The sequence below is a fragment of the Type-E symbiont of Plautia stali genome, from assembly GCF_059731115.1.
This window is the reverse complement of the sequence record NZ_AP035906.1, coordinates 3,008,345-3,026,660: the sequence shown is the minus strand read 5'-3', so window position 1 is coordinate 3,026,660 and position 18,316 is coordinate 3,008,345. Positions and strand designations below refer to the sequence as shown.

Annotated in this window: 18 protein-coding genes; 11 read left to right on the top strand and 7 right to left on the bottom strand. The window is 54.4% G+C overall.

Features of this window, described 5'->3' with window-relative positions:
• The first annotated feature begins 39 nt into the window (after positions 1–39).
• The 7 genes from AC6I8L_RS13935 (at position 40) to AC6I8L_RS13905 (ending at position 7,011) form a co-directional block, all read left to right on the top strand.
• Entirely contained in the window at positions 40–1,056 is a 1,017-nt protein-coding gene (locus tag AC6I8L_RS13935; RefSeq protein WP_058959075.1) for a sulfate ABC transporter substrate-binding protein, read from the top strand.
• On the top strand, positions 1,056–1,889 hold the full coding sequence (gene cysT / locus AC6I8L_RS13930; RefSeq protein WP_058959074.1) for a sulfate/thiosulfate ABC transporter permease CysT: 834 nt from the start codon (positions 1,056–1,058) through the stop codon (positions 1,887–1,889). The genes AC6I8L_RS13935 and cysT overlap by 1 nt, the downstream gene beginning before the upstream one ends.
• Positions 1,889–2,761 (top strand): sulfate/thiosulfate ABC transporter permease CysW, encoded by an 873-nt coding sequence (cysW, locus tag AC6I8L_RS13925; RefSeq protein ID WP_058959073.1) that lies wholly within the window; start codon positions 1,889–1,891, stop codon positions 2,759–2,761. Before cysT ends, cysW begins: the two co-directional genes overlap by 1 nt.
• A complete protein-coding gene (gene cysA, locus AC6I8L_RS13920) occupies positions 2,751–3,839 on the top strand; it encodes a sulfate/thiosulfate ABC transporter ATP-binding protein CysA (protein ID WP_058959072.1) in 1,089 nt (362 codons plus the stop codon). The genes cysW and cysA overlap by 11 nt, the downstream gene beginning before the upstream one ends.
• 72 nt (positions 3,840–3,911) lie before the next feature.
• A complete protein-coding gene (cysM, locus tag AC6I8L_RS13915; RefSeq protein ID WP_058959071.1) occupies positions 3,912–4,793 on the top strand; it encodes a cysteine synthase CysM in 882 nt (293 codons plus the stop codon).
• Positions 4,794–4,972: 179 nt separating this feature from the next.
• On the top strand, positions 4,973–5,653 hold the full coding sequence (locus AC6I8L_RS13910; protein WP_034825869.1) for a response regulator transcription factor: 681 nt from the start codon (positions 4,973–4,975) through the stop codon (positions 5,651–5,653).
• Complete coding sequence (locus tag AC6I8L_RS13905; RefSeq protein ID WP_058959070.1) at positions 5,650–7,011, top strand: ATP-binding protein; 1,362 nt, start codon at positions 5,650–5,652, stop codon at positions 7,009–7,011. The genes AC6I8L_RS13910 and AC6I8L_RS13905 overlap by 4 nt, the downstream gene beginning before the upstream one ends.
• Before the next feature lie 413 nt (positions 7,012–7,424).
• Here the strand turns inward: AC6I8L_RS13905 and crr are convergent, their stop codons facing one another.
• From crr to cysZ, 5 genes are all read right to left on the bottom strand, one after another.
• On the bottom strand, positions 7,425–7,928 hold the full coding sequence (gene crr / locus AC6I8L_RS13900) for a PTS glucose transporter subunit IIA (protein ID WP_034825872.1): 504 nt from the start codon (positions 7,926–7,928) through the stop codon (positions 7,425–7,427).
• A gap of 42 nt (positions 7,929–7,970) precedes the next feature.
• Positions 7,971–9,698 carry a phosphoenolpyruvate-protein phosphotransferase PtsI gene (gene ptsI, locus AC6I8L_RS13895; RefSeq protein ID WP_058959069.1) on the bottom strand — a complete coding sequence of 576 codons (1,728 nt, stop codon included), beginning with the start codon at positions 9,696–9,698 and terminating at the stop codon, positions 7,971–7,973.
• A 159-nt stretch (positions 9,699–9,857) separates the two neighbouring features.
• On the bottom strand, positions 9,858–10,115 hold the full coding sequence (ptsH, locus tag AC6I8L_RS13890; RefSeq protein WP_034825876.1) for a phosphocarrier protein Hpr: 258 nt from the start codon (positions 10,113–10,115) through the stop codon (positions 9,858–9,860).
• Positions 10,116–10,501: 386 nt separating this feature from the next.
• On the bottom strand, positions 10,502–11,473 hold the full coding sequence (gene cysK, locus AC6I8L_RS13885; protein ID WP_034825880.1) for a cysteine synthase A: 972 nt from the start codon (positions 11,471–11,473) through the stop codon (positions 10,502–10,504).
• Between the two features lie 140 nt (positions 11,474–11,613).
• Entirely contained in the window at positions 11,614–12,372 is a 759-nt protein-coding gene (gene cysZ / locus AC6I8L_RS13880) for a sulfate transporter CysZ (protein ID WP_058959067.1), read from the bottom strand.
• A 217-nt stretch (positions 12,373–12,589) separates the two neighbouring features.
• On the opposite strand from cysZ, the gene zipA reads away from it, so the two are divergent.
• The 3 genes from zipA to AC6I8L_RS13865 all read left to right on the top strand — a co-directional run bounded on the left by zipA (position 12,590) and on the right by AC6I8L_RS13865 (position 15,893).
• Entirely contained in the window at positions 12,590–13,582 is a 993-nt protein-coding gene (zipA, locus tag AC6I8L_RS13875; RefSeq protein WP_058959066.1) for a cell division protein ZipA, read from the top strand.
• Positions 13,583–13,654: 72 nt separating this feature from the next.
• Positions 13,655–15,673: an NAD-dependent DNA ligase LigA gene (ligA, locus tag AC6I8L_RS13870; protein WP_058959065.1), complete on the top strand. Its 2,019-nt coding sequence runs from the start codon at positions 13,655–13,657 to the stop codon at positions 15,671–15,673.
• Between the two features lies 1 nt (position 15,674).
• On the top strand, positions 15,675–15,893 hold the full coding sequence (locus AC6I8L_RS13865) for a DUF3820 family protein (RefSeq protein ID WP_038645584.1): 219 nt from the start codon (positions 15,675–15,677) through the stop codon (positions 15,891–15,893).
• 31 nt (positions 15,894–15,924) lie between these two features.
• On the opposite strand, the gene AC6I8L_RS13860 is transcribed toward AC6I8L_RS13865, so the two are convergent.
• Positions 15,925–16,926, bottom strand: coding sequence for a bile acid:sodium symporter family protein (locus tag AC6I8L_RS13860; protein ID WP_034825889.1), 1,002 nt, complete (start codon positions 16,924–16,926; stop codon positions 15,925–15,927).
• A gap of 99 nt (positions 16,927–17,025) precedes the next feature.
• Between AC6I8L_RS13860 and AC6I8L_RS13855 the strand changes: the two genes are divergently transcribed.
• On the top strand, positions 17,026–17,946 hold the full coding sequence (locus AC6I8L_RS13855) for a LysR family transcriptional regulator (protein ID WP_058959064.1): 921 nt from the start codon (positions 17,026–17,028) through the stop codon (positions 17,944–17,946).
• On the opposite strand, the gene AC6I8L_RS13850 is transcribed toward AC6I8L_RS13855, so the two are convergent.
• The gene (locus tag AC6I8L_RS13850) at positions 17,943–18,293 is read right to left on the bottom strand and encodes a FlxA-like family protein (RefSeq protein ID WP_058959063.1); all 351 of its coding nucleotides are present in this window, start codon (positions 18,291–18,293) and stop codon (positions 17,943–17,945) included. The genes AC6I8L_RS13855 and AC6I8L_RS13850 overlap by 4 nt on opposite strands.
• Positions 18,294–18,316 lie beyond the last annotated feature (23 nt).

The following is an 18,316-nucleotide window of genomic DNA, read 5'->3' as shown; positions in this document are numbered from 1 at the left end:
TAATGGCATTGGCGATTTCGCCGACTAGCAGGGTGCAGCATGACACTTCCGATTGCGAAAAAATGGATGAGCGGAATCGCCTTGTCGCTGGCGTTAGCCGGTGCAGCGCAGGCAACAGAGCTGCTCAACAGCTCTTATGATGTCTCGCGCGAGCTGTTTGTCGCCCTGAATGCGCCGTTTGAGCAGCAGTGGAATGCTGCGCACCCCACTGACAAGCTGACGATTAAACAATCGCATGCCGGGTCATCAAAACAGGCACTGGCTATCTTGCAGGGCCTGCGCGCGGACGTGGTGACTTACAACCAGGTGACGGATGTGCAGGTGTTGCATGATAAAGGCAACCTGATTCCAGCCGACTGGCAAGCCCGTCTGCCGAACAACAGCTCACCGTTTTACTCCACCATGGCGTTTCTGGTACGCAAAGGGAACCCTAGGCAGATCCATGATTGGTCGGATCTGGCACGAGACAACGTGAAGCTGGTATTCCCGAATCCAAAAACCTCCGGTAATGGCCGTTATACCTATCTGGCCGCCTGGGGCGCAGCCGACCAGGCTGACGGCAAGGATAAAGCCAAAACCGAAGCCTTTATGACGAAATTCCTGAAAAACGTCGAGGTGTTTGATACCGGCGGCCGTGGTGCCACCACCACGTTTGCTGAGCGCGGCTTGGGCGATGTGCTGATTAGCTTTGAGTCGGAAGTGAACAACATCCGTAATCAGTACGGCAAAGATGAATATGAAGTGATTGTGCCGAAAACCAACATCCTCGCGGAGTTCCCAGTGGCGTGGGTGGATAAAAATGTCGAGCAGAATGGCACTGCCGATGCGGCCAAAGCCTATCTGAACTTCCTCTACTCCCCTGAGGCGCAGAAAATTATTACCGGCTTCTACTACCGCGTGAACAACCCGCAGTTGATGTCCGAGCAGAAAGATCGCTTCCCGCAGACCGCGCTGTTTAACGTGCAGGATGCGTTTGGCGGTTGGGATAACGTGATGAAAACCCATTTTGCCAGCGGCGGTGAACTGGATAAATTACTGGCAGCGGGGCGCGGTTGATGTTTGCTTTAGCGCAAAAGCGCGTGCTGCCAGGGTTCGGTCTCAGCCTCGGCACCAGCCTGCTGTTTACCTGCCTGATCCTGCTGTTGCCGATCAGCGCACTGCTGATGCAACTGTCCAACATGACACTGGCACAATATTGGGATGTGGTCACCAATCCACAGCTGATTGCGGCGTATAAAGTCACGCTGTTGTCAGCGGGCGTGGCGTCCATCTTCAATGCGTTCTTTGGCATGTTAATGGCGTGGATTCTGACCCGTTACCGCTTCCCTGGCCGCACGTTACTGGATGGCTTGATGGATCTGCCGTTTGCATTGCCTACCGCCGTTGCCGGTCTGACGCTGGCCGGTCTGTTCTCGGTGAGTGGTTGGTATGGGCAATGGCTGGCTCATTTCGATATTAAAGTCTCTTACACCTGGCTGGGCATTGCGGTGGCGATGGCCTTCACCAGCATCCCGTTTGTGGTGCGCACCGTGCAACCAGTGCTGGAAGAGTTAGGCCCGGAATATGAAGAAGCGGCTGAAACGCTGGGTGCGACACCGTGGCAGAGCTTCCGCCGTGTGGTGCTGCCGGAAGTGGCGCCCGCGCTGTTAGCCGGCACGGCGTTATCTTTCACGCGCAGCCTGGGTGAGTTTGGTGCGGTTATCTTTATTGCGGGTAACATCGCGTGGAAAACCGAAGTCACCTCGCTGATGATTTTTGTCCGCCTGCAAGAGTTTGATTATCCGGCGGCCAGTGCTATCGCCTCGGTCATCATGGCGGCTTCGCTGCTGTTGCTGTTCGCCATTAATACCCTGCAGAGCCGCTTTGGCCGTCGCTTAGGAGGCCACTAATGGCGGAGATTTCGCAGATTAATCACGCTGAGCGTCAGCCGGTGAACTGGGGTAAATGGCTGCTGATTGGCGTGGGCGCGCTGGTCTCTTTCCTGCTGCTGGTGGTCCCGATGATCTCCATCTTTTGGGAAGCCCTGAGCCAGGGGGTTATTGCCTCGCTCTCTAATTTGAAAGATGGTGACATGCTGCACGCCATCTGGCTGACGATTCTGGTGGCGCTGATTACCGTGCCGGTCAATCTGGTGTTCGGTACGCTGCTGGCATGGCTGGTAACGCGCTTTACTTTCCCTGGCCGCCAACTGCTGCTGACGCTGTTTGATATTCCTTTTGCCGTGTCACCGGTGGTGGCGGGGCTGATGTATCTGCTGTTCTGGGGCATCAACGGCCCGGCGGGTAGTTGGCTGGATGCGCACAACATCCAGATTATGTTTGCCTGGCCGGGCATGGTGCTGGCCACCATTTTTGTCACCTGTCCGTTTGTGGTGCGTGAGCTGGTGCCGGTGATGTTGAGCCAGGGCAGCAATGAAGATGAAGCCGCGGTGCTGTTAGGCGCATCGGGCTGGCAGATGTTCCGTCGCGTGACGTTACCAAACATTCGCTGGGCGCTGATGTACGGCGTGGTGCTTACCAATGCCCGTGCCATTGGAGAGTTTGGTGCGGTCTCAGTGGTATCGGGATCGATTCGCGGTGAGACCTATACCTTACCGCTTCAGGTTGAATTACTGCATCAGGATTACAACACGGTTGGCGCTTTTACTGCGGCTGCGCTGTTGACCCTGATGGCCATTTTGACGCTGTTTCTGAAGAGCATCGTGCAGTGGCGATTAGAGCATCAGCAGAAGCGCCAACAGGAGGAAAATCATGAGCATTGAGATCAAACACATTAACAAAGCGTTCGGCCGCACCCCGGTGCTGAACGATATCTCACTGGATATTCCTACCGGTAAGATGGTGGCATTGCTGGGGCCGTCAGGCTCGGGTAAAACCACGCTGCTGCGTATTATCGCCGGACTGGAGCATCAGAACAGCGGACAAATTCATTTCCACGGCAAAGATGTCAGCCGCATTCACGCGCGTGACCGTCAGGTTGGCTTTGTGTTCCAGCACTATGCGCTGTTCCGCCACATGACGGTGTTCGACAACATCGCCTTTGGTTTGACCGTACTGCCGCGTCGTGAACGCCCATCCGCCGCTGAAATCAAACAGCGTGTGACGCGCCTGCTGGAAATGGTGCAGCTGGCGCATCTCGCCAATCGTTTCCCGGCGCAGCTTTCGGGTGGACAGAAGCAGCGTGTGGCCTTAGCGCGCGCGCTGGCAGTGGAACCACAAATTCTGTTGCTCGATGAACCTTTCGGCGCGCTGGATGCGCAGGTGCGTAAAGAGCTGCGTCGCTGGCTGCGTCAGTTGCATGAAGAGTTGAAATTTACCAGCGTGTTTGTGACGCATGACCAGGAAGAGGCGATGGAAGTCGCTGACAGCGTGGTGGTGATGAGCCAGGGCAATATCGAACAGGTCGGCACGCCGGATGAAGTCTGGCAGGAACCGGCCACCCGCTTTGTGCTGGAGTTCCTCGGCGAAGTGAATCGCTTTGACGGTGAAGTGCACGGTTCGCAATTCCATGTGGGGGCACATCGCTGGCCATTGGGTTATACGCCCGCACATCAGGGTGAAGTCGAGTTGTTCCTGCGCCCGTGGGAAGTGGATATCTCGCGTCAGAGCAGCCTGGAAACGCCGCTGCCGGTGCAGGTGCTGGAGATCAGCCCACGCGGCCACTTCTGGCAATTAGTGGTGCAGCCGATCGGCTGGCAGGGTGAGGCCTTCTCCGTGGTCTATGACGGCGATCACACCGCTCCGATTCGCGGTGAACGCCTGTTTGTTGGCCTGCAGCAGGCACGACTGTACAACGGCACGACGCCGCTGCGTCCGGTTGCCTTTGCCGAAAGCGCCTGATATTTTTGACACTCCTTCGGGCGGGACTTTCCCGCCCGATTTATTTGCCTCTCTTCTGTCTGGAATCAAACCGTGACCACACTGGAAAATACCATCGGTAATACGCCGTTGATCAGGCTGCAACGCCTGACGCCCGATAACGGCAGTGAAATCTGGTTAAAGCTGGAAGGCAATAATCCGGCCGGTTCGGTAAAAGATCGTGCGGCCTGGTCGATGATTCACCAGGCGGAACTGCGCGGTGACATCAATCCGGGCGATACCCTGATTGAGGCCACCAGTGGCAATACCGGTATCGCTCTGGCGATGATCGCGGCGATGAAAGGCTATAAGTTACGCCTGCTGATGCCGGATAACATGAGCCAGGAGCGGCAGGACGCGATGCGTGCCTATGGCGCAGAATTGATTTTGGTGACACGCGAGCAGGGTATGGAAGGCGCGCGTGATTTGGCGCAAGAGATGGCCGATCGCGGTGAGGGCCGGGTGTTGGATCAGTTCAATAATCCCGACAATCCCCTCGGCCACTATCTCACCACCGGCCCGGAAATCTGGCAGCAGACGCAGGGCCGCATGACCCATTTTGTCTCCAGTATGGGCACCACGGGCACTATCACTGGCGTGGGTCGCTATCTGAAAGAGTTTGCGCCAGCGGTGAAAGTCATTGGTTTACAGCCGCAGGAAGGCAGCAGTATTCCGGGCATTCGTCGCTGGCCCGAGGCTTATCTGCCGGGGATTTTCCGTCCTGAATTAGTGGATGAGGTCATCGATATGGCACAGCGGGAAGCCGAGGAAACCATGCGTGCGTTAGCGCAACGTGAAGGGATTTTCTGCGGCGTGAGTTCCGGTGGCGCGGTGGCCGGTGCGCTGCGCATCGCTAATGCCCATCCCGGCAGTGTCGTGGTGGCGATAGTTTGCGATCGCGGTGACCGCTATCTCTCCACCGGCGTGTTCCACTGATCTTCTCTTCCCCCGCATTTTATCTGGCCTGCGCGTGCTGTTGTGGTGCGACCGGGCCATTTTTGTCTATAGTCTCCCTGATAATCCTCTGGTGTTGGCACTGTAAGGATCGAGTAAAATCGGCTGCGTTCATTGCCAACTCAGGCCAAAATAGCGGCAATTTTGTACGAGAGATAAAGATGAAAATTCTGCTTGTTGATGACGATGTAGAACTTGGCACCATGCTGAGCCAGTACCTGATTGCGGAAGGCTTTGAAACGCAATTGGTTTTAACCGGAACCGCCGGGATTGAAGGTGCGCTGTCGGGCAACTATACCGCGATGATTCTCGACATTATGCTGCCGGATATGAGCGGTATTGATGTGCTGCGCCAGGTGCGCCAGAACAGCCGTTTGCCGGTGATTATGTTAACCGCCAAAGGCGACAACATCGATCGTGTCATCGGCCTGGAAATGGGTGCTGACGATTATGTGCCAAAGCCATGCTACCCGCGTGAGCTGGTGGCGCGTCTGCGTGCCGTACTGCGTCGTTTCGAAGATCAGGCACCGGTTCAGGACAAAAAAGAACTGCTGCGCTGGGGCGAACTAAGCCTGAACCCGGCCACACGCATCACGGAATGGCAGGGCAAAGCCTTTGATTTGACCGCGTCTGAATTCAACCTGCTGGATCTGCTGCTGCGTGCGCCCGATCGCGTGGTGTCGAAGGATGAACTGTCAGAGAAAGGGCTCGGTCGTCCGCGTGAAGCTTACGATCGCAGCGTGGATGTGCACATCAGCAATATCCGCCAGAAGCTGGCCGCGCTCACCGCCGACAGCATCAACATTGAAACTGTGCGCAGTATTGGTTATCGCATTCGATGAAACACAGCTACCGCGGCCGCATGTTCTGGAAGATCTTACTGGGCTTCTGGATTGTCTTTGTCATCATCAGCCAGCTGCTGTGGCTTGGTTTTACGCTTTCCGGTAATCGTCACGAGCCACCCGAAATTGTGGCTATCCGTCGTATTGTGAATTTACAGATGGCGTCCGCAGTTTCTGTATTGGAGCGCGGCGGACCGAGTTCACTGGATGATATGATGGCCGATTGGGAACCCAACGACCGCCAGTTTTTTTCGGTCATCCAGCATGAAAAACCTGCCGCTACACCTGGCAATGCGCCGCCGGAAACCTTCAGTGAACCCTTTCATGGTCCGTTCCCGGATATCATCGTCCGTTGGGTGAAAGGGCAGGATGGCAAAGAGTACGAGCTGCGTTACGACGTTAAAGGATTGCGCGAGGATAGTTCGATGGGTGGCGGTGGCCCGCGACGTATCCTCAACATCCCAGAGCCGATGTTCACCTTTGCCGGGGCGCTAGGATTACTGTTCAGCTTATTACTGGCCTGGAACCTGACGCGCCCAATGCGCCAGCTGCGTGAAGGCTTTGCCCGCGTCTCCAGCGGCGATTTGTCGGTGCGACTCTATCCGGTGATGCGCCGTCGTCATGATGAACTCTCCAGCGTGGCGCAAGACTTTGATGCCATGGTGGAGCGCCTCGATACGCTGGTGAAGGCGCGTGAGGAATTACTGCACGACATCTCCCACGAACTGCGTTCACCGCTGGCGCGCCTGCAACTGGCGACCGGTCTGGCGCGGCAAACGCCGGAATCAGTGGAATCCTCTCTGAACCGCATCGATGAAGAAGCGCGTCGTCTCGACAAGATGATTGGCGAATTGCTGACGCTGTCGCGTGCGGAACATGAAAGTATGCCGGGTGAGCAGTATTTCGATCTCACTGGCCTGCTGCACGCGGTGGTCACGGACGTGCGCTATGAGGCACAGATTCCGGGCGTAAAAGTCGACTTTCAGGTCGATGAGAACGCCGACTACACCGTGCACGGTAATGCCGAGTTGATTCGCCGTGGTGTAGAGAACGTCCTGCGTAATGCGTTGCGCTTCTCGCATAAAGGCCAGCATATTAGTGTGAGGCTACAGGCGGAGAACCAATGGCTGGCGATTCGCGTGCGCGATCAGGGCCCGGGTGTTGACGACGAAAAGCTTTCCAGCATCTTCGATCCCTTCGTACGCGTTAATTCGCCACTGATGGGCAAAGGATACGGCTTAGGGCTCTCTATCGTGCGTAAGGTGATTCTGGCGCACCACGGTGAGGTACAGGCGGTCAATCGCCCTGAGGGTGGCTTAGAGCTAACGTTACGACTGCCGCGCTGGAAGCAAGACTGAAGGCTTAAGCGCTCACAATCTAACCGCGTTCTTGTGAATCCATAGCAGCGCGCCCATGCAGTCCGGTTAGCACAGGCAAGCGCGCAATGCATTGCGACTCATACTACGAAGCTATTCGCACTAAGCCGTGCATCTAACGCAGTAAAAAGCAGCACGCACTATGTGGAGTAGGGCAGGACGACCGGGCAGAGGAGCAAAGCGTCCCTCGCCATGGAAGGCGAGGGACGAGGCCCAGGGATGGTTTATGCCGTCTTTGCGATCTGCCCGGTCGTCCTGACCGACCGCACTAGCCCTAACGCCACCGCACCATCCCTAACGCCACCGCCCACCTCGTCCTCACCCTTGCAGTACCAGCCAGCAACACAAACAAAAACGGCACCCATTGGGTGCCGTTTTTACTATCCAGACGCTGCTTACTTCTTGATGCGGATAACCGGGGTTTCACCCACAGTTACCTGACCGGAGAGTTTGATCAGATCTTTGATTTCGTCCATGTTCGAGATCACAACCGGCGTCAGCGTGGATTTTGCTTTCTCTTCCAGCAGTGGCAGATCAAACTCGATCACCACATCGCCTTTTTTCACTTTCTGGCCTTCTTCGGCGATGCGTTTAAAGCCTTCACCTTTCAGTTCAACCGTATCGATACCGAAGTGGACGAACAGCTCAATGCCGTTGTCAGATTCGATTGAAAAGGCGTGGTTGGTCTCAAAAATCTTGCCAATGGTACCATCAACCGGTGCAACCATTTTGTTGCCAGTCGGTTTAATGGCGATACCATCACCCACGATTTTCTCAGCAAATACCACATCAGGTACGTCTTCGATATTCACGATTTCGCCTGACAGAGGCGCAACGATATCAATAGTCCCTGACGCGCTCTCTGATTTTTCGCCAAAAAGTTTAGAAAACAAACCCATGATCTTCTCCTAAGCAGTAATTTGGGGCCAGCGTCTCGTGGATCAGCAGAGCGTTTTTTCTTTAATGAACTTGTTCACCAGGTTCATTAAATCTTCCGCTGTGGGTTGAGCCAGAGCCTGCTCCGCCAATGCCTTCGCATCTTCGAAATTAGTATTACGAATAATCTTCTTGATGCTCGGGATTGAAATGGCACTCATGCTGAATTCGTCCAGCCCCATTCCCAGTAACAGTAGTGTAGCACGTTCATCACCAGCCAGCTCACCACACATGCCGGTCCATTTCCCTTCGGCATGTGATGCGTCGATCACTTGCTTGATGAGGCCCAAAACAGATGGCGTCATTGGGTTATAGAGGTGTGAAATCAAATCATTACCACGATCGACCGCCAGAGTATACTGCGTCAGGTCATTTGTCCCAATACTAAAGAAGTCGACTTCTTTCGCCAGATGGCGCGCAATCACCGCTGAAGCCGGTGTTTCCACCATAATGCCCACTTCAATGGTCTCATCAAAGGCTTTGCCTTCTTCGCGCAGCTGGGTTTTCAGCAGCTCCAGTTCGGCCTTAAGTGCACGCACTTCTTCCACCGAAATGATCATCGGGAACATGATGCGCAGTTTGCCGAAGGAAGAGGCACGCAGGATAGCGCGCAGCTGAGCATGCAGAATCTCTTTGCGGTCCATGGCGATACGAATCGCACGCCAGCCGAGGAACGGGTTGTCCTCTTTTGGCAGGTTCATGTACGGCAGGTCTTTATCGCCGCCGATGTCCATGGTACGCACGATAACAGCCTGAGAACCCATGGCTTCCGCCACCGCTTTGTAAGCCTGGAACTGCTCTTCTTCAGTGGGCAGTGAATCACGGTCCATAAACAGGAATTCGGTACGATACAGGCCCACGCCTTCCGCACCGTTGCGCTCTGCACCGGCGACATCGCGTACGGTACCGATGTTGGCGCACACTTCCACCTGATGGCCGTCCAGGGTGATGGCGGGCAAATCTTTCAGTTTCGCCAGTTCGTGCTTTTCAGACAGGTATTGCGTCTGAATCGCTTTCAGTTCTTCTTGTTCTGCATCGGTAGGATTAACGTAAATCTTGTTATTCACGCCATCAAGAATCAGGAAGTCACCGTTTTTGATTTGCGTGGTGACGTTACCAGTACCGACAATCGCTGGGATCTCCAGAGAACGCGCCATGATGGACGTATGCGAGGTACGGCCACCGATATCGGTGATAAAGCCCAGCACCTTCTTCAGGTTCAGCTGTGCGGTTTCTGACGGCGTTAAATCTTTCGCCACCAGAATAGATTCTTCTGCGATAGCACCCAGGTCGACAATATGCAGACCGAGGATGTTTTGCAGCAGACGCTTACCGATGTCACGTACGTCAGCCGCACGTTCTTTCAGGTATTCGTCGTCGAGTTCTTCCAACGCCTTGGCCTGGCCATCAATGACAGAGTACGCCGCAGCGTCAGCCGTTACGTGATCTTTCTTAATCAGGTCGATGATTTCCTGCTCAAGCTCTTCGTCTTCGAGCAGCATGATGTGACCTTCAAAGATCGCCGCTTTCTCTTCACCGAGGGTTTCACCGGCTTTGACACGGATGGCTTCGAGCTGTACTGCCGCTTTGCCACGTCCATCAAGGAAGCGTTGAACTTCTTGCTCAACCTGATCGTCAGTAATTTTTTTACGGCTGATGACGATCTCATCTTCCTTCAGCAGAAGTGCTTTGCCGAAAGCGATACCCGGTGATGCTAAAATGCCTGAAATCATAACCCTACCTTTTAATCACGATGGCTCATTGACCCAATGCGTTGCCACTGTCGCGGAACAGTACTCTAAGGAAGCAAGAACGCGGACAGGTTGTCCGCGATCAAGATATTTGCACTCAATGGGGCAAAGGAGTCGGTTTAGTTGCTTGCCTGAGCGGAATTACTCCAGCTCAGCCATCAGTTTCACCAGGTGCTCAACCGCTTGCTGCTCATCTTCACCTTCAGCAGACAGCGTAACAACCGTACCCTGAGTCAGACCCAGAGTCTGCAGTTTGAACAGGCTTTTCGCGCTGGCAGATTTGCCATTAGAGGTCACAGTGATGTCTGACTGGAAAGCCTTAGCTTCTTTCACGAACTGAGCTGCAGGACGGGTATGAAGGCCGTTAGGTGCGGTAATGGTAACTTCTTGCTGGAACATTCTATTTCCCCAACTTTATCAGGTTTGGTGTTATGGATCTAAAGTCTAGCCTGGAGCCGTCACTTTAGCCTGTATAGGTGCGCTGGTGTGGCATTAAGCTGACCAAAAAATGCGCTTAGTAATGTGCGTCTTTCAGCAGCAGATCAAAAACTGTGCGAAAAGGTCACCTTGATAAGTATGCCGTGATTCGCCGTTTCGCCAAATCAGTAATTCCATTCAGCTTGATCCACTTCAAAGCCAGATTAATTTCAGGCACCGAAATAATTGGGAGCTTAAATACCAGAGCCGCGTCATTGAAATCAATCTGTCTGGTGATAAAAGTGAGATCTGCGCCACAAAAAAGCACCCATTCGGGTGCTTTTTTCATCGTTTTCAGACTATGGCGGTTACTGCTGCAGCTCTTTTTCAGTGAACAGATCGGCAAACAGGGCGGTGCTTAAATAGCGCTCGCCAGAGGAGGGCAGGATCACCACGATATTCTTATTGGCGAATGCTTCGTCTTCCTGCAGCTTCAGTGCTGCAGCCACTGCCGCACCTGAAGAGATACCGGCCAGAATGCCTTCTTCTTCCATCAGCTGACGCGCGGTGCTGATGGCTTCTTCGTTGGTGATGGCGACAACCCGATCAACCAATTTCAGGTCAAGGTTGCCGGGGATGAAACCTGCACCGATGCCTTGAATTTTGTGTGGGCCCGGCTTGATCTCTTCGCCAGCGATAGCCTGAGCGATGACCGGAGAGTCAGTCGGCTCTACCGCGACGGTGATTAAGTCTTTTTTGCCTTTGGTGTTCTTGATGTAACGGCTCACGCCTGTCAGCGTGCCGCCGGTGCCCACGCCCGCAATGAACACATCCACTTCACCGTCGGTGTCTTCCCAGATTTCCGGGCCGGTGGTTTTCTCATGGATCTCCGGGTTAGCCGGATTGCTGAACTGCTGCAACAGCACAAATTTATCCGGATCGCTGGCAACGATTTCCTCGGCTTTAGCAATGGCACCTTTCATACCTTTTGCGCCTTCGGTCAGCACCAGATTCGCGCCCAGTGCTTTCAGCAGCTTGCGACGTTCAACAGACATGGTCTCTGGCATGGTCAGCGTGAGTTTATAACCGCGAGCGGCGGCCACGTAAGCCAGTGCAATACCGGTGTTACCGCTGGTTGGCTCAACCAGTTCAACGCCCGGCTTTAAGATTCCGCGTTTTTCTGCGTCCCAAATCATATTGGCACCGATACGGCATTTGACGCTGAAGCTCGGGTTACGCGATTCGACCTTCGCCAGGATGCGTCCATTACCAATGCGGTTCAGTCGAACCAGCGGCGTATGACCAATTGTCAGAGAGTTGTCTTCATAGATCTTACTCATAGCTCGTCCTTAACTGTATGAAATATTGGGAACCCTCAGAGCATACCTGTTCTTCCGGTGTGCGGAAGGAAAGAAATCGCATATCTATATAGCCCACAACCATAAGCCTTACGCAAAAAAGCATAAGGCTTTTTGAAGCTTTAGTGACGTGCATGCTGTAGGCGGTAGCGATCAACCCACATCGCAGTCGCGCCACATACGGCCACCGGCATGATAGCCAGGTTCAGAATCGGAATCATGGTGAACAAACTGACCAGCGCGCCAAATTGCATGTTCGCCGTTTTATGCTGACGTAACGCACTGCGCATCTGCTGAAAACTCACTTTGTGGTTATCAAACGGATAGTCGCAGTACTGCACCGACAGCATCCACGCGCTAAACAGAAACCATAATACCGGTGCCACCGTTTGTCCAAAACCGGGGATAAAGTAAAGCAGCAGCAGTCCCAGTGCACGCGGTAAATAGTAGCCAAGCTTCTGTAATTCGCGCTTCATGATGCGCGGGATATCTTTAACCATCGCCATCCAACCGCTATCCGGCAGCGGGTGACCGGTGAGGCGGCCTTCCAGCTGCTCGGCCAGCAACCCACAAAAGGGGGCGGCAATCCAGTTCGCGATGGTGGAGAAGAAGTAGCTGAATACCAGCACAATCGATATGACGGAAAGCGGCCACAGCAAATAACTGAGCCACTGTAGCCAATCAGGGATGTGCGACATCAAGGCCGGAATCCACTCTCCGAGCCGTTGAAACAGCCAGATAAAGGCGCCTCCCAGCAGCAAAATGTTCACCAGCAGAGGAATAATGACGTAACGACGAATGCCAGGCAGACGTACCAGTCTCCAGCCTTCGGCAAAGTAATGAATACCATTTAATGATGAGGGCGATTTCTCAACGGGCATAGCGAGCCTTTCTCCTTTATGTGGCGGCGCGAACATCATAACCTGGCTTTTTGTCGGTGGCAGGCGCACTTTGCGCGAAAAATCAGCAAAAAAGCGTGGGGCAGCTATCTTATTTGTCAGAAAATACTGCACAGACTTGCACTTGTTTAGCTGGGCAAATACAGTTAGAGGATAAAGTTTGCCGTGGTGGCAAGGTATTGGAACAACAGAGAATACAATGATGCAGGATTTGCGTCTGATATTAATCGTTGTTGGCGCGATCGCCATAATAGCGTTGCTACTTCACGGACTGTGGACCAGCCGTAAAGAGCGCTCTTCCGTGTTTCGCGATCGCCCGCACAAACGTCTGAAACAGCGCGAAGAAGCGGATGAAGATCTGCTGAGCGAAGAAGATGATGATGGTGTCGGCGAAGTGCGTGTCCGTCGCAATCGTGACGCGCATGTCGAACCCGAATTCGACGCACCTGTGACTAAGCCTGTCAGCGCGCCACGTGCGCCTGAACCTGCGCGTCAGCCATTCCCGCGTCATGAAACCCCATTGATGGGTGATCCGCTGCTGGATGATGAGCCGGAAGTGCGCCAGCCTGCACCTGCGCCACAACCGCCGGTGGTTAGACCTGCGCCGCAGCCACAACCGCAGCCTCACTCCGTTCAGGCCGATCCCTTACTGGATAACGAGCCACTTTCTGCCACGCAGCCTGCGCCTGAGTTCCAGGCCGCTGAAGAGCCCGAATACGAAGAAGAAGCGCCGGTTGCACACGATGAACCAAAACAGTCTGCTGCTTCTACCCAGAGAAAAAATGAAGCGGTACTGGTGTTGCATGTTGCTGCCCACGCCGGTGGCGAACTGAACGGTGAAGCTCTGTTGCAGGGTATTTTGCAAGCGGGCTTCCAGTTTGGTGAGATGAATATTTTCCATCGTCACCTGAGCCCAGCGGGCAGCGGTCCTGTGTTGTTCAGTCTGGCAAATATGGTGAAACCGGGGTCCTTTAATCCCGACACCATGGGCGATTTCAGCACGCCAGGTATCTCCATCTTTATGATGGTGCCGTCGTATGGCGATGCGAACCAAAACTTCAAGCTGATGCTGCAATCTGCCCAGCGTATTGCGGACGATGTCGGCGGGGTTGTGCTGGATGATGAGCGTCGCATGATGACGCCACAGAAGCTGGAAACTTATAAAGCGCGTATTCGCGAAGTTATCGGCTGATAGCCGCGAACAAAATCAAATATTAACGAAACAACCCCCGCATGTCGGGGGTTTTTTATCGGATAAAACACTATGAAATCGGTTCAGGAGCAGATCACCGCGCTGCGCACCTCGTTACGTCACCATGAGTACCTCTATCACGTGATGGATACGCCGGAAATTCCGGATGCAGAATATGACCGACTGATGCAGCAATTGCGTGAACTGGAAGCGGCACATCCCGATCTCATTACCCCGGATTCGCCGACTCAGCGCGTGGGAGCAGCACCGCTGGCCGCCTTCGAACAGGTGCGCCACGAGGTGCCGATGCTGTCACTCGACAACACTTTCGATGAAGCCGGTTTCCTTGCCTTCAATAAGCGCGTCCAGGATCGCCTGAAAAGCAGCGACGATCTGACCTACTGTTGCGAGCTTAAGCTGGATGGCCTGGCGGTCAGTCTGTTGTATGAAGATGGACTGCTGGTGCGTGCGGCGACACGCGGCGATGGCACCACGGGCGAGAATATTACCGCCAACGTGCGCACTATCCATGCCATTCCGCTGCGCCTGCACGGCGACAATATTCCTGCACGTGTCGAAGTACGTGGTGAAGTCTTTATGACCGAAGCGGGCTTCGAGAAACTCAATGAGGATGCACGTCGCACCGGCGCGAAAGTGTTTGCCAACCCGCGCAACGCCGCGGCGGGATCGCTACGTCAGCTCGATCCGCGCATTACCGCTAAACGTTCTCTGACTTTCTTCTGTTACGGTTTCGGCCTGCTGGAAGGCGGTGACATGCCCGCCAGCCACTGGCAGCGTCTGCAGCAATTTAAAGCCTGGGGTTTGCCGGTCAGTGACCGTATTCGCCTCGCGCATACGGCGGAAGAGGTGCTGGAATTTTATCGTCAGGTTGAGCAGGATCGCCCGACACTCGGATTCGATATTGATGGCGTGGTCATCAAGGTCGATTCGCAGGCACTGCAGGAACAATTAGGCTTTGTCGCCCGCGCCCCGCGCTGGGCCGTGGCTTTTAAATTCCCGGCGCAGGAGCAGATGACCTTCGTGCGCGATGTTGAATTCCAGGTGGGACGTACCGGCGCGATTACGCCTGTTGCGCGTCTGGAGCCGGTGCAGGTAGCCGGCGTGGTGGTGAGTAATGCCACACTGCACAACGCCGATGAAATCGCGCGTCTTGGCCTGCGCATTGGCGACAAAGTGGTGATTCGCCGCGCCGGTGATGTGATTCCGCAGGTGGTAAACGTAGTGGAATCCGAGCGTCCGGATGATACCCGTGAAATCGTCTTCCCCAGCCATTGCCCGGTGTGTGGCTCGGATGTCGAGCGCGTGGAAGGCGAAGCCGTTACCCGTTGTACCGGTGGGCTGATTTGTGGTGCCCAGCGTAAAGAGGCGCTCAAACATTTTGTTTCTCGTCGTGCGATGGATGTTGACGGCATGGGCGACAAAATTATCGATCAGCTGGTCGAAAAAGAGTACGTACAAACACCTGCCGATCTGTTCCGTCTGACGGCGGGCAAGCTGACGGGACTGGATCGCATGGGGCCGAAATCGGCACAAAATGTGGTGGATGCGCTCGAAAAAGCGAAACTCACCACGCTGCCTCGCTTCCTGTATGCCCTTGGAATCCGTGAAGTCGGTGAAGCCACTGCGGCCAATCTGGCCAATCATTTTGGCGATCTTGAGAAGGTGATGAACGCCGATCTGGATGCGCTGATTGCGGTGCAGGACGTGGGTAAAGTCGTGGCCGCGCATGTGCGCAACTTTATGGAAGAAGAGAGCAATCGCGAAGTCATCCGCGAACTCACCCAAGAGGTGGGCGTGCATTGGCCACAGCTGGAAGTGGTAAATGTTGAAGAGATCGACAGCCCATTTGCCGGCAAGACCGTGGTGCTGACCGGTTCGCTGTCGCAGATGAACCGTGATGATGCTAAAGAACGTTTAGTGGCGCTGGGCGCGAAAGTCAGTGGCAGCGTATCGAAGAAGACGGATTTGTTAATTGCCGGTGAAGCGGCCGGTTCCAAACTGGCGAAAGCGCAGGAGCTCGGTATACCCGTGATCGACGAAGCGGAAATGATTCGGCTACTGGGAGCCTAACGTGGACAAACATCAGCTGGTTGAAATCGCCAATACCGCCATGCCATTCGGCAAGTATAAAGGCCGCATGCTGATTGATGTGCCAGAAGAGTATCTGCTGTGGTTTGCGCGTAAAAACGAATTTCCGGCAGGGAAGTTGGGCGAGCTGATGCAACTGACCTTAGCGATCAAAATTGAAGGATTGCAGGGGTTAGTTAAACCCCTCAAGCGCAGTGAATAACAAAATGGCCCGCAATCGCGGGCCATTTTACTTATGATTTCTGTACTTCAACTTGCTGTTGCGCCAGCCGCTTCTCATTGCCCGCTTTATAGCGTTGAGCGATGAAGGAGCAGACCATCAACTGCACCTGATGGAAGATCATCAGCGGCAGCACGATAATCCCCACTGAGCTGGCCGGGAACAGGATATTGGCCATCGGCACGCCATTGGCGAGACTCTTTTTCGAACCACAGAACAGCACCACGATTTCATCGGCGCGGCTGAAACCAAACAGACGCGAGGCACCCAGGTTAATCGCCAGCGCCACAAACAGAATCAGCACGCTGCCTGCCAGAATCCACAGCAGCGTATCCACACCCACGCGATGCCAGATACCATTGACCACCGCTTCACTGAACGCGGAGTAGACCACTAACAGAATCGAGGTCTGGTCAGTTTTACCAATCAGGCTGCGATGTTTCTCCACCCAGCCGCCAATCCAGCGACGAGACATATGACCAATCACAAACGGCACCAGCAGTTGCAGCATGATTTTGCCAATCTGCTCCAGACCGTTGCTCGGCGCATCGCTATGGACGTTCATCACCAGATTCACCAGCAGCGGCGAGATGAATACGCCCAGCAGACTGGATGCCGAAGCGGCACAAACCGCAGCCGCCACGTTCCCCCCCGCCATGGAGGTGAAGGCAATCGCAGACTGCACGGTGGCAGGCAGAATACACAGATAAATGAAGCCGGTATAAATCTCTGGCCCGACGTTCACCGGATGCCACCACACCAGCAGCAAGCCAAGAATCGGGAATACCACGAAAGTGCTGCACATGATCCACAGATGCAAACGCCAGTGGCTGCTGCCGGCAATGATTTTCTCGCGTGACAGCTTGGCACCGTGCATAAAGAACAGCAGGGCGATGGCGGCGGTGGTCAGGTATTCAAAGAAATCGACAAACCCGCCTTTGGCCGGGATGAAGCTGGCCAACAGCACAGTGATGATGAGTTTGACCATCATCGGGTCGAGTCGTAAAAAGCCCATTGTTACAATCCGGTTAAAATAAAAAAGATGGTGCTGATTGTGCGCCAGCTAGGTTTAGAAATAAAATTGATTTATTGCATCAATCTATGAGCGATATCGATGAATTACACCTTACGTCAGTTACGCACCTTTGTGGCTGTGGCGCAGCAGGGCAGTTTTAGCCAGGCAGGGCAGGCGATTGGGCTCAGCCAGTCGGCGGTCAGCCACAGTATTAAAGAGCTGGAAGCGGAAATGGGCGTGCGTTTGCTGGACCGCACCACACGTGAAGTGATGCTGACGGAAGCGGGGCACCAGCTGGCATCGCGGCTGGAACGTTTGCTGGAGGAGTTAAACACGACGCTGCTGGATGTGCGCAGTTACGGCGAGCAGCGCAGTGGCACCGTACGTGTTGCCGCCAGCCAGACACCTTCGGCAAATCTGATGCCGCAGTGTCTGGCGAGTAGCCAGCAACGTTATCCGGATATCCGCGTCATCCTGCACGATCGCGCTCAGCAGTCAGTGCTGCAAAGCGTGCGTAATGCGGAGGTGGATTTTGGCATTGTCATCGGGCCGCTAGGGGATGCCGATCTGGATTACGAAGCGATTTTGCAGGAGCCGTTCTTATTGTTGTGCCATGCGGATGATGTTTTGGCCCAGGTCGAGCGAGCGGAATGGACGATGCTGGCGGGGCGCAACCTGGTTTTGCAGGATTATGCTTCAGGAAGTCGTCTTCTGGTGGATGCGGCGCTGCAGCAGTTATCGATTCAGGTGCAGGTGGTGCAGGAAATTGGTCATCCCGCCACGCTGTTTCCGATGGTGGAAGCCGGTATTGGCATCAGCATTTTGCCTGCGCTGGCGTTACCGCTGCCGGCGGGGCGGAAACTGACGGTGCGACGCCTCTATCCGGAAATCCATCGAAATCTGATGCTGATTAAACGCAAAAATCGCTCTCTGACACCCGCTGCGGAAGCGATCTGGCAGGAAGTGCGCCAACAAGCAGGCCTGCTGGCGCAACAACGTGCTCTCAAACCGGCGTTTTAGACGTAAACGTTGATCTGATTGGTCTCGGTCGGACGGTTAATGCCATCGGCTTTCTGGGCGCTGGTGGCACTTTCCGTCGTGGGCTGCTGTGCTTCTTGTTTCTGTTGTGCTTTTTCTGCTGCCTGCTGCTCGATTTGTGCAATCTGCGCTTCAATCATCTGAATCTGCGATTGCAACATCTGTTCCTGTTCAGATTTTTGCTCATCTGTCAGGGAGTCATCACTGGATAAATCTTTAATTTCTTTGGTGATGCTTTGAATCTGTTTATTCAGGCTGGCAATTTCTGACGTTGAACCGCTACCGCTGCTTGCGGTACTGACACTGCTAACACTTGAGATAGTAGACATGGTTTTCTCCTTGCAATAGACCA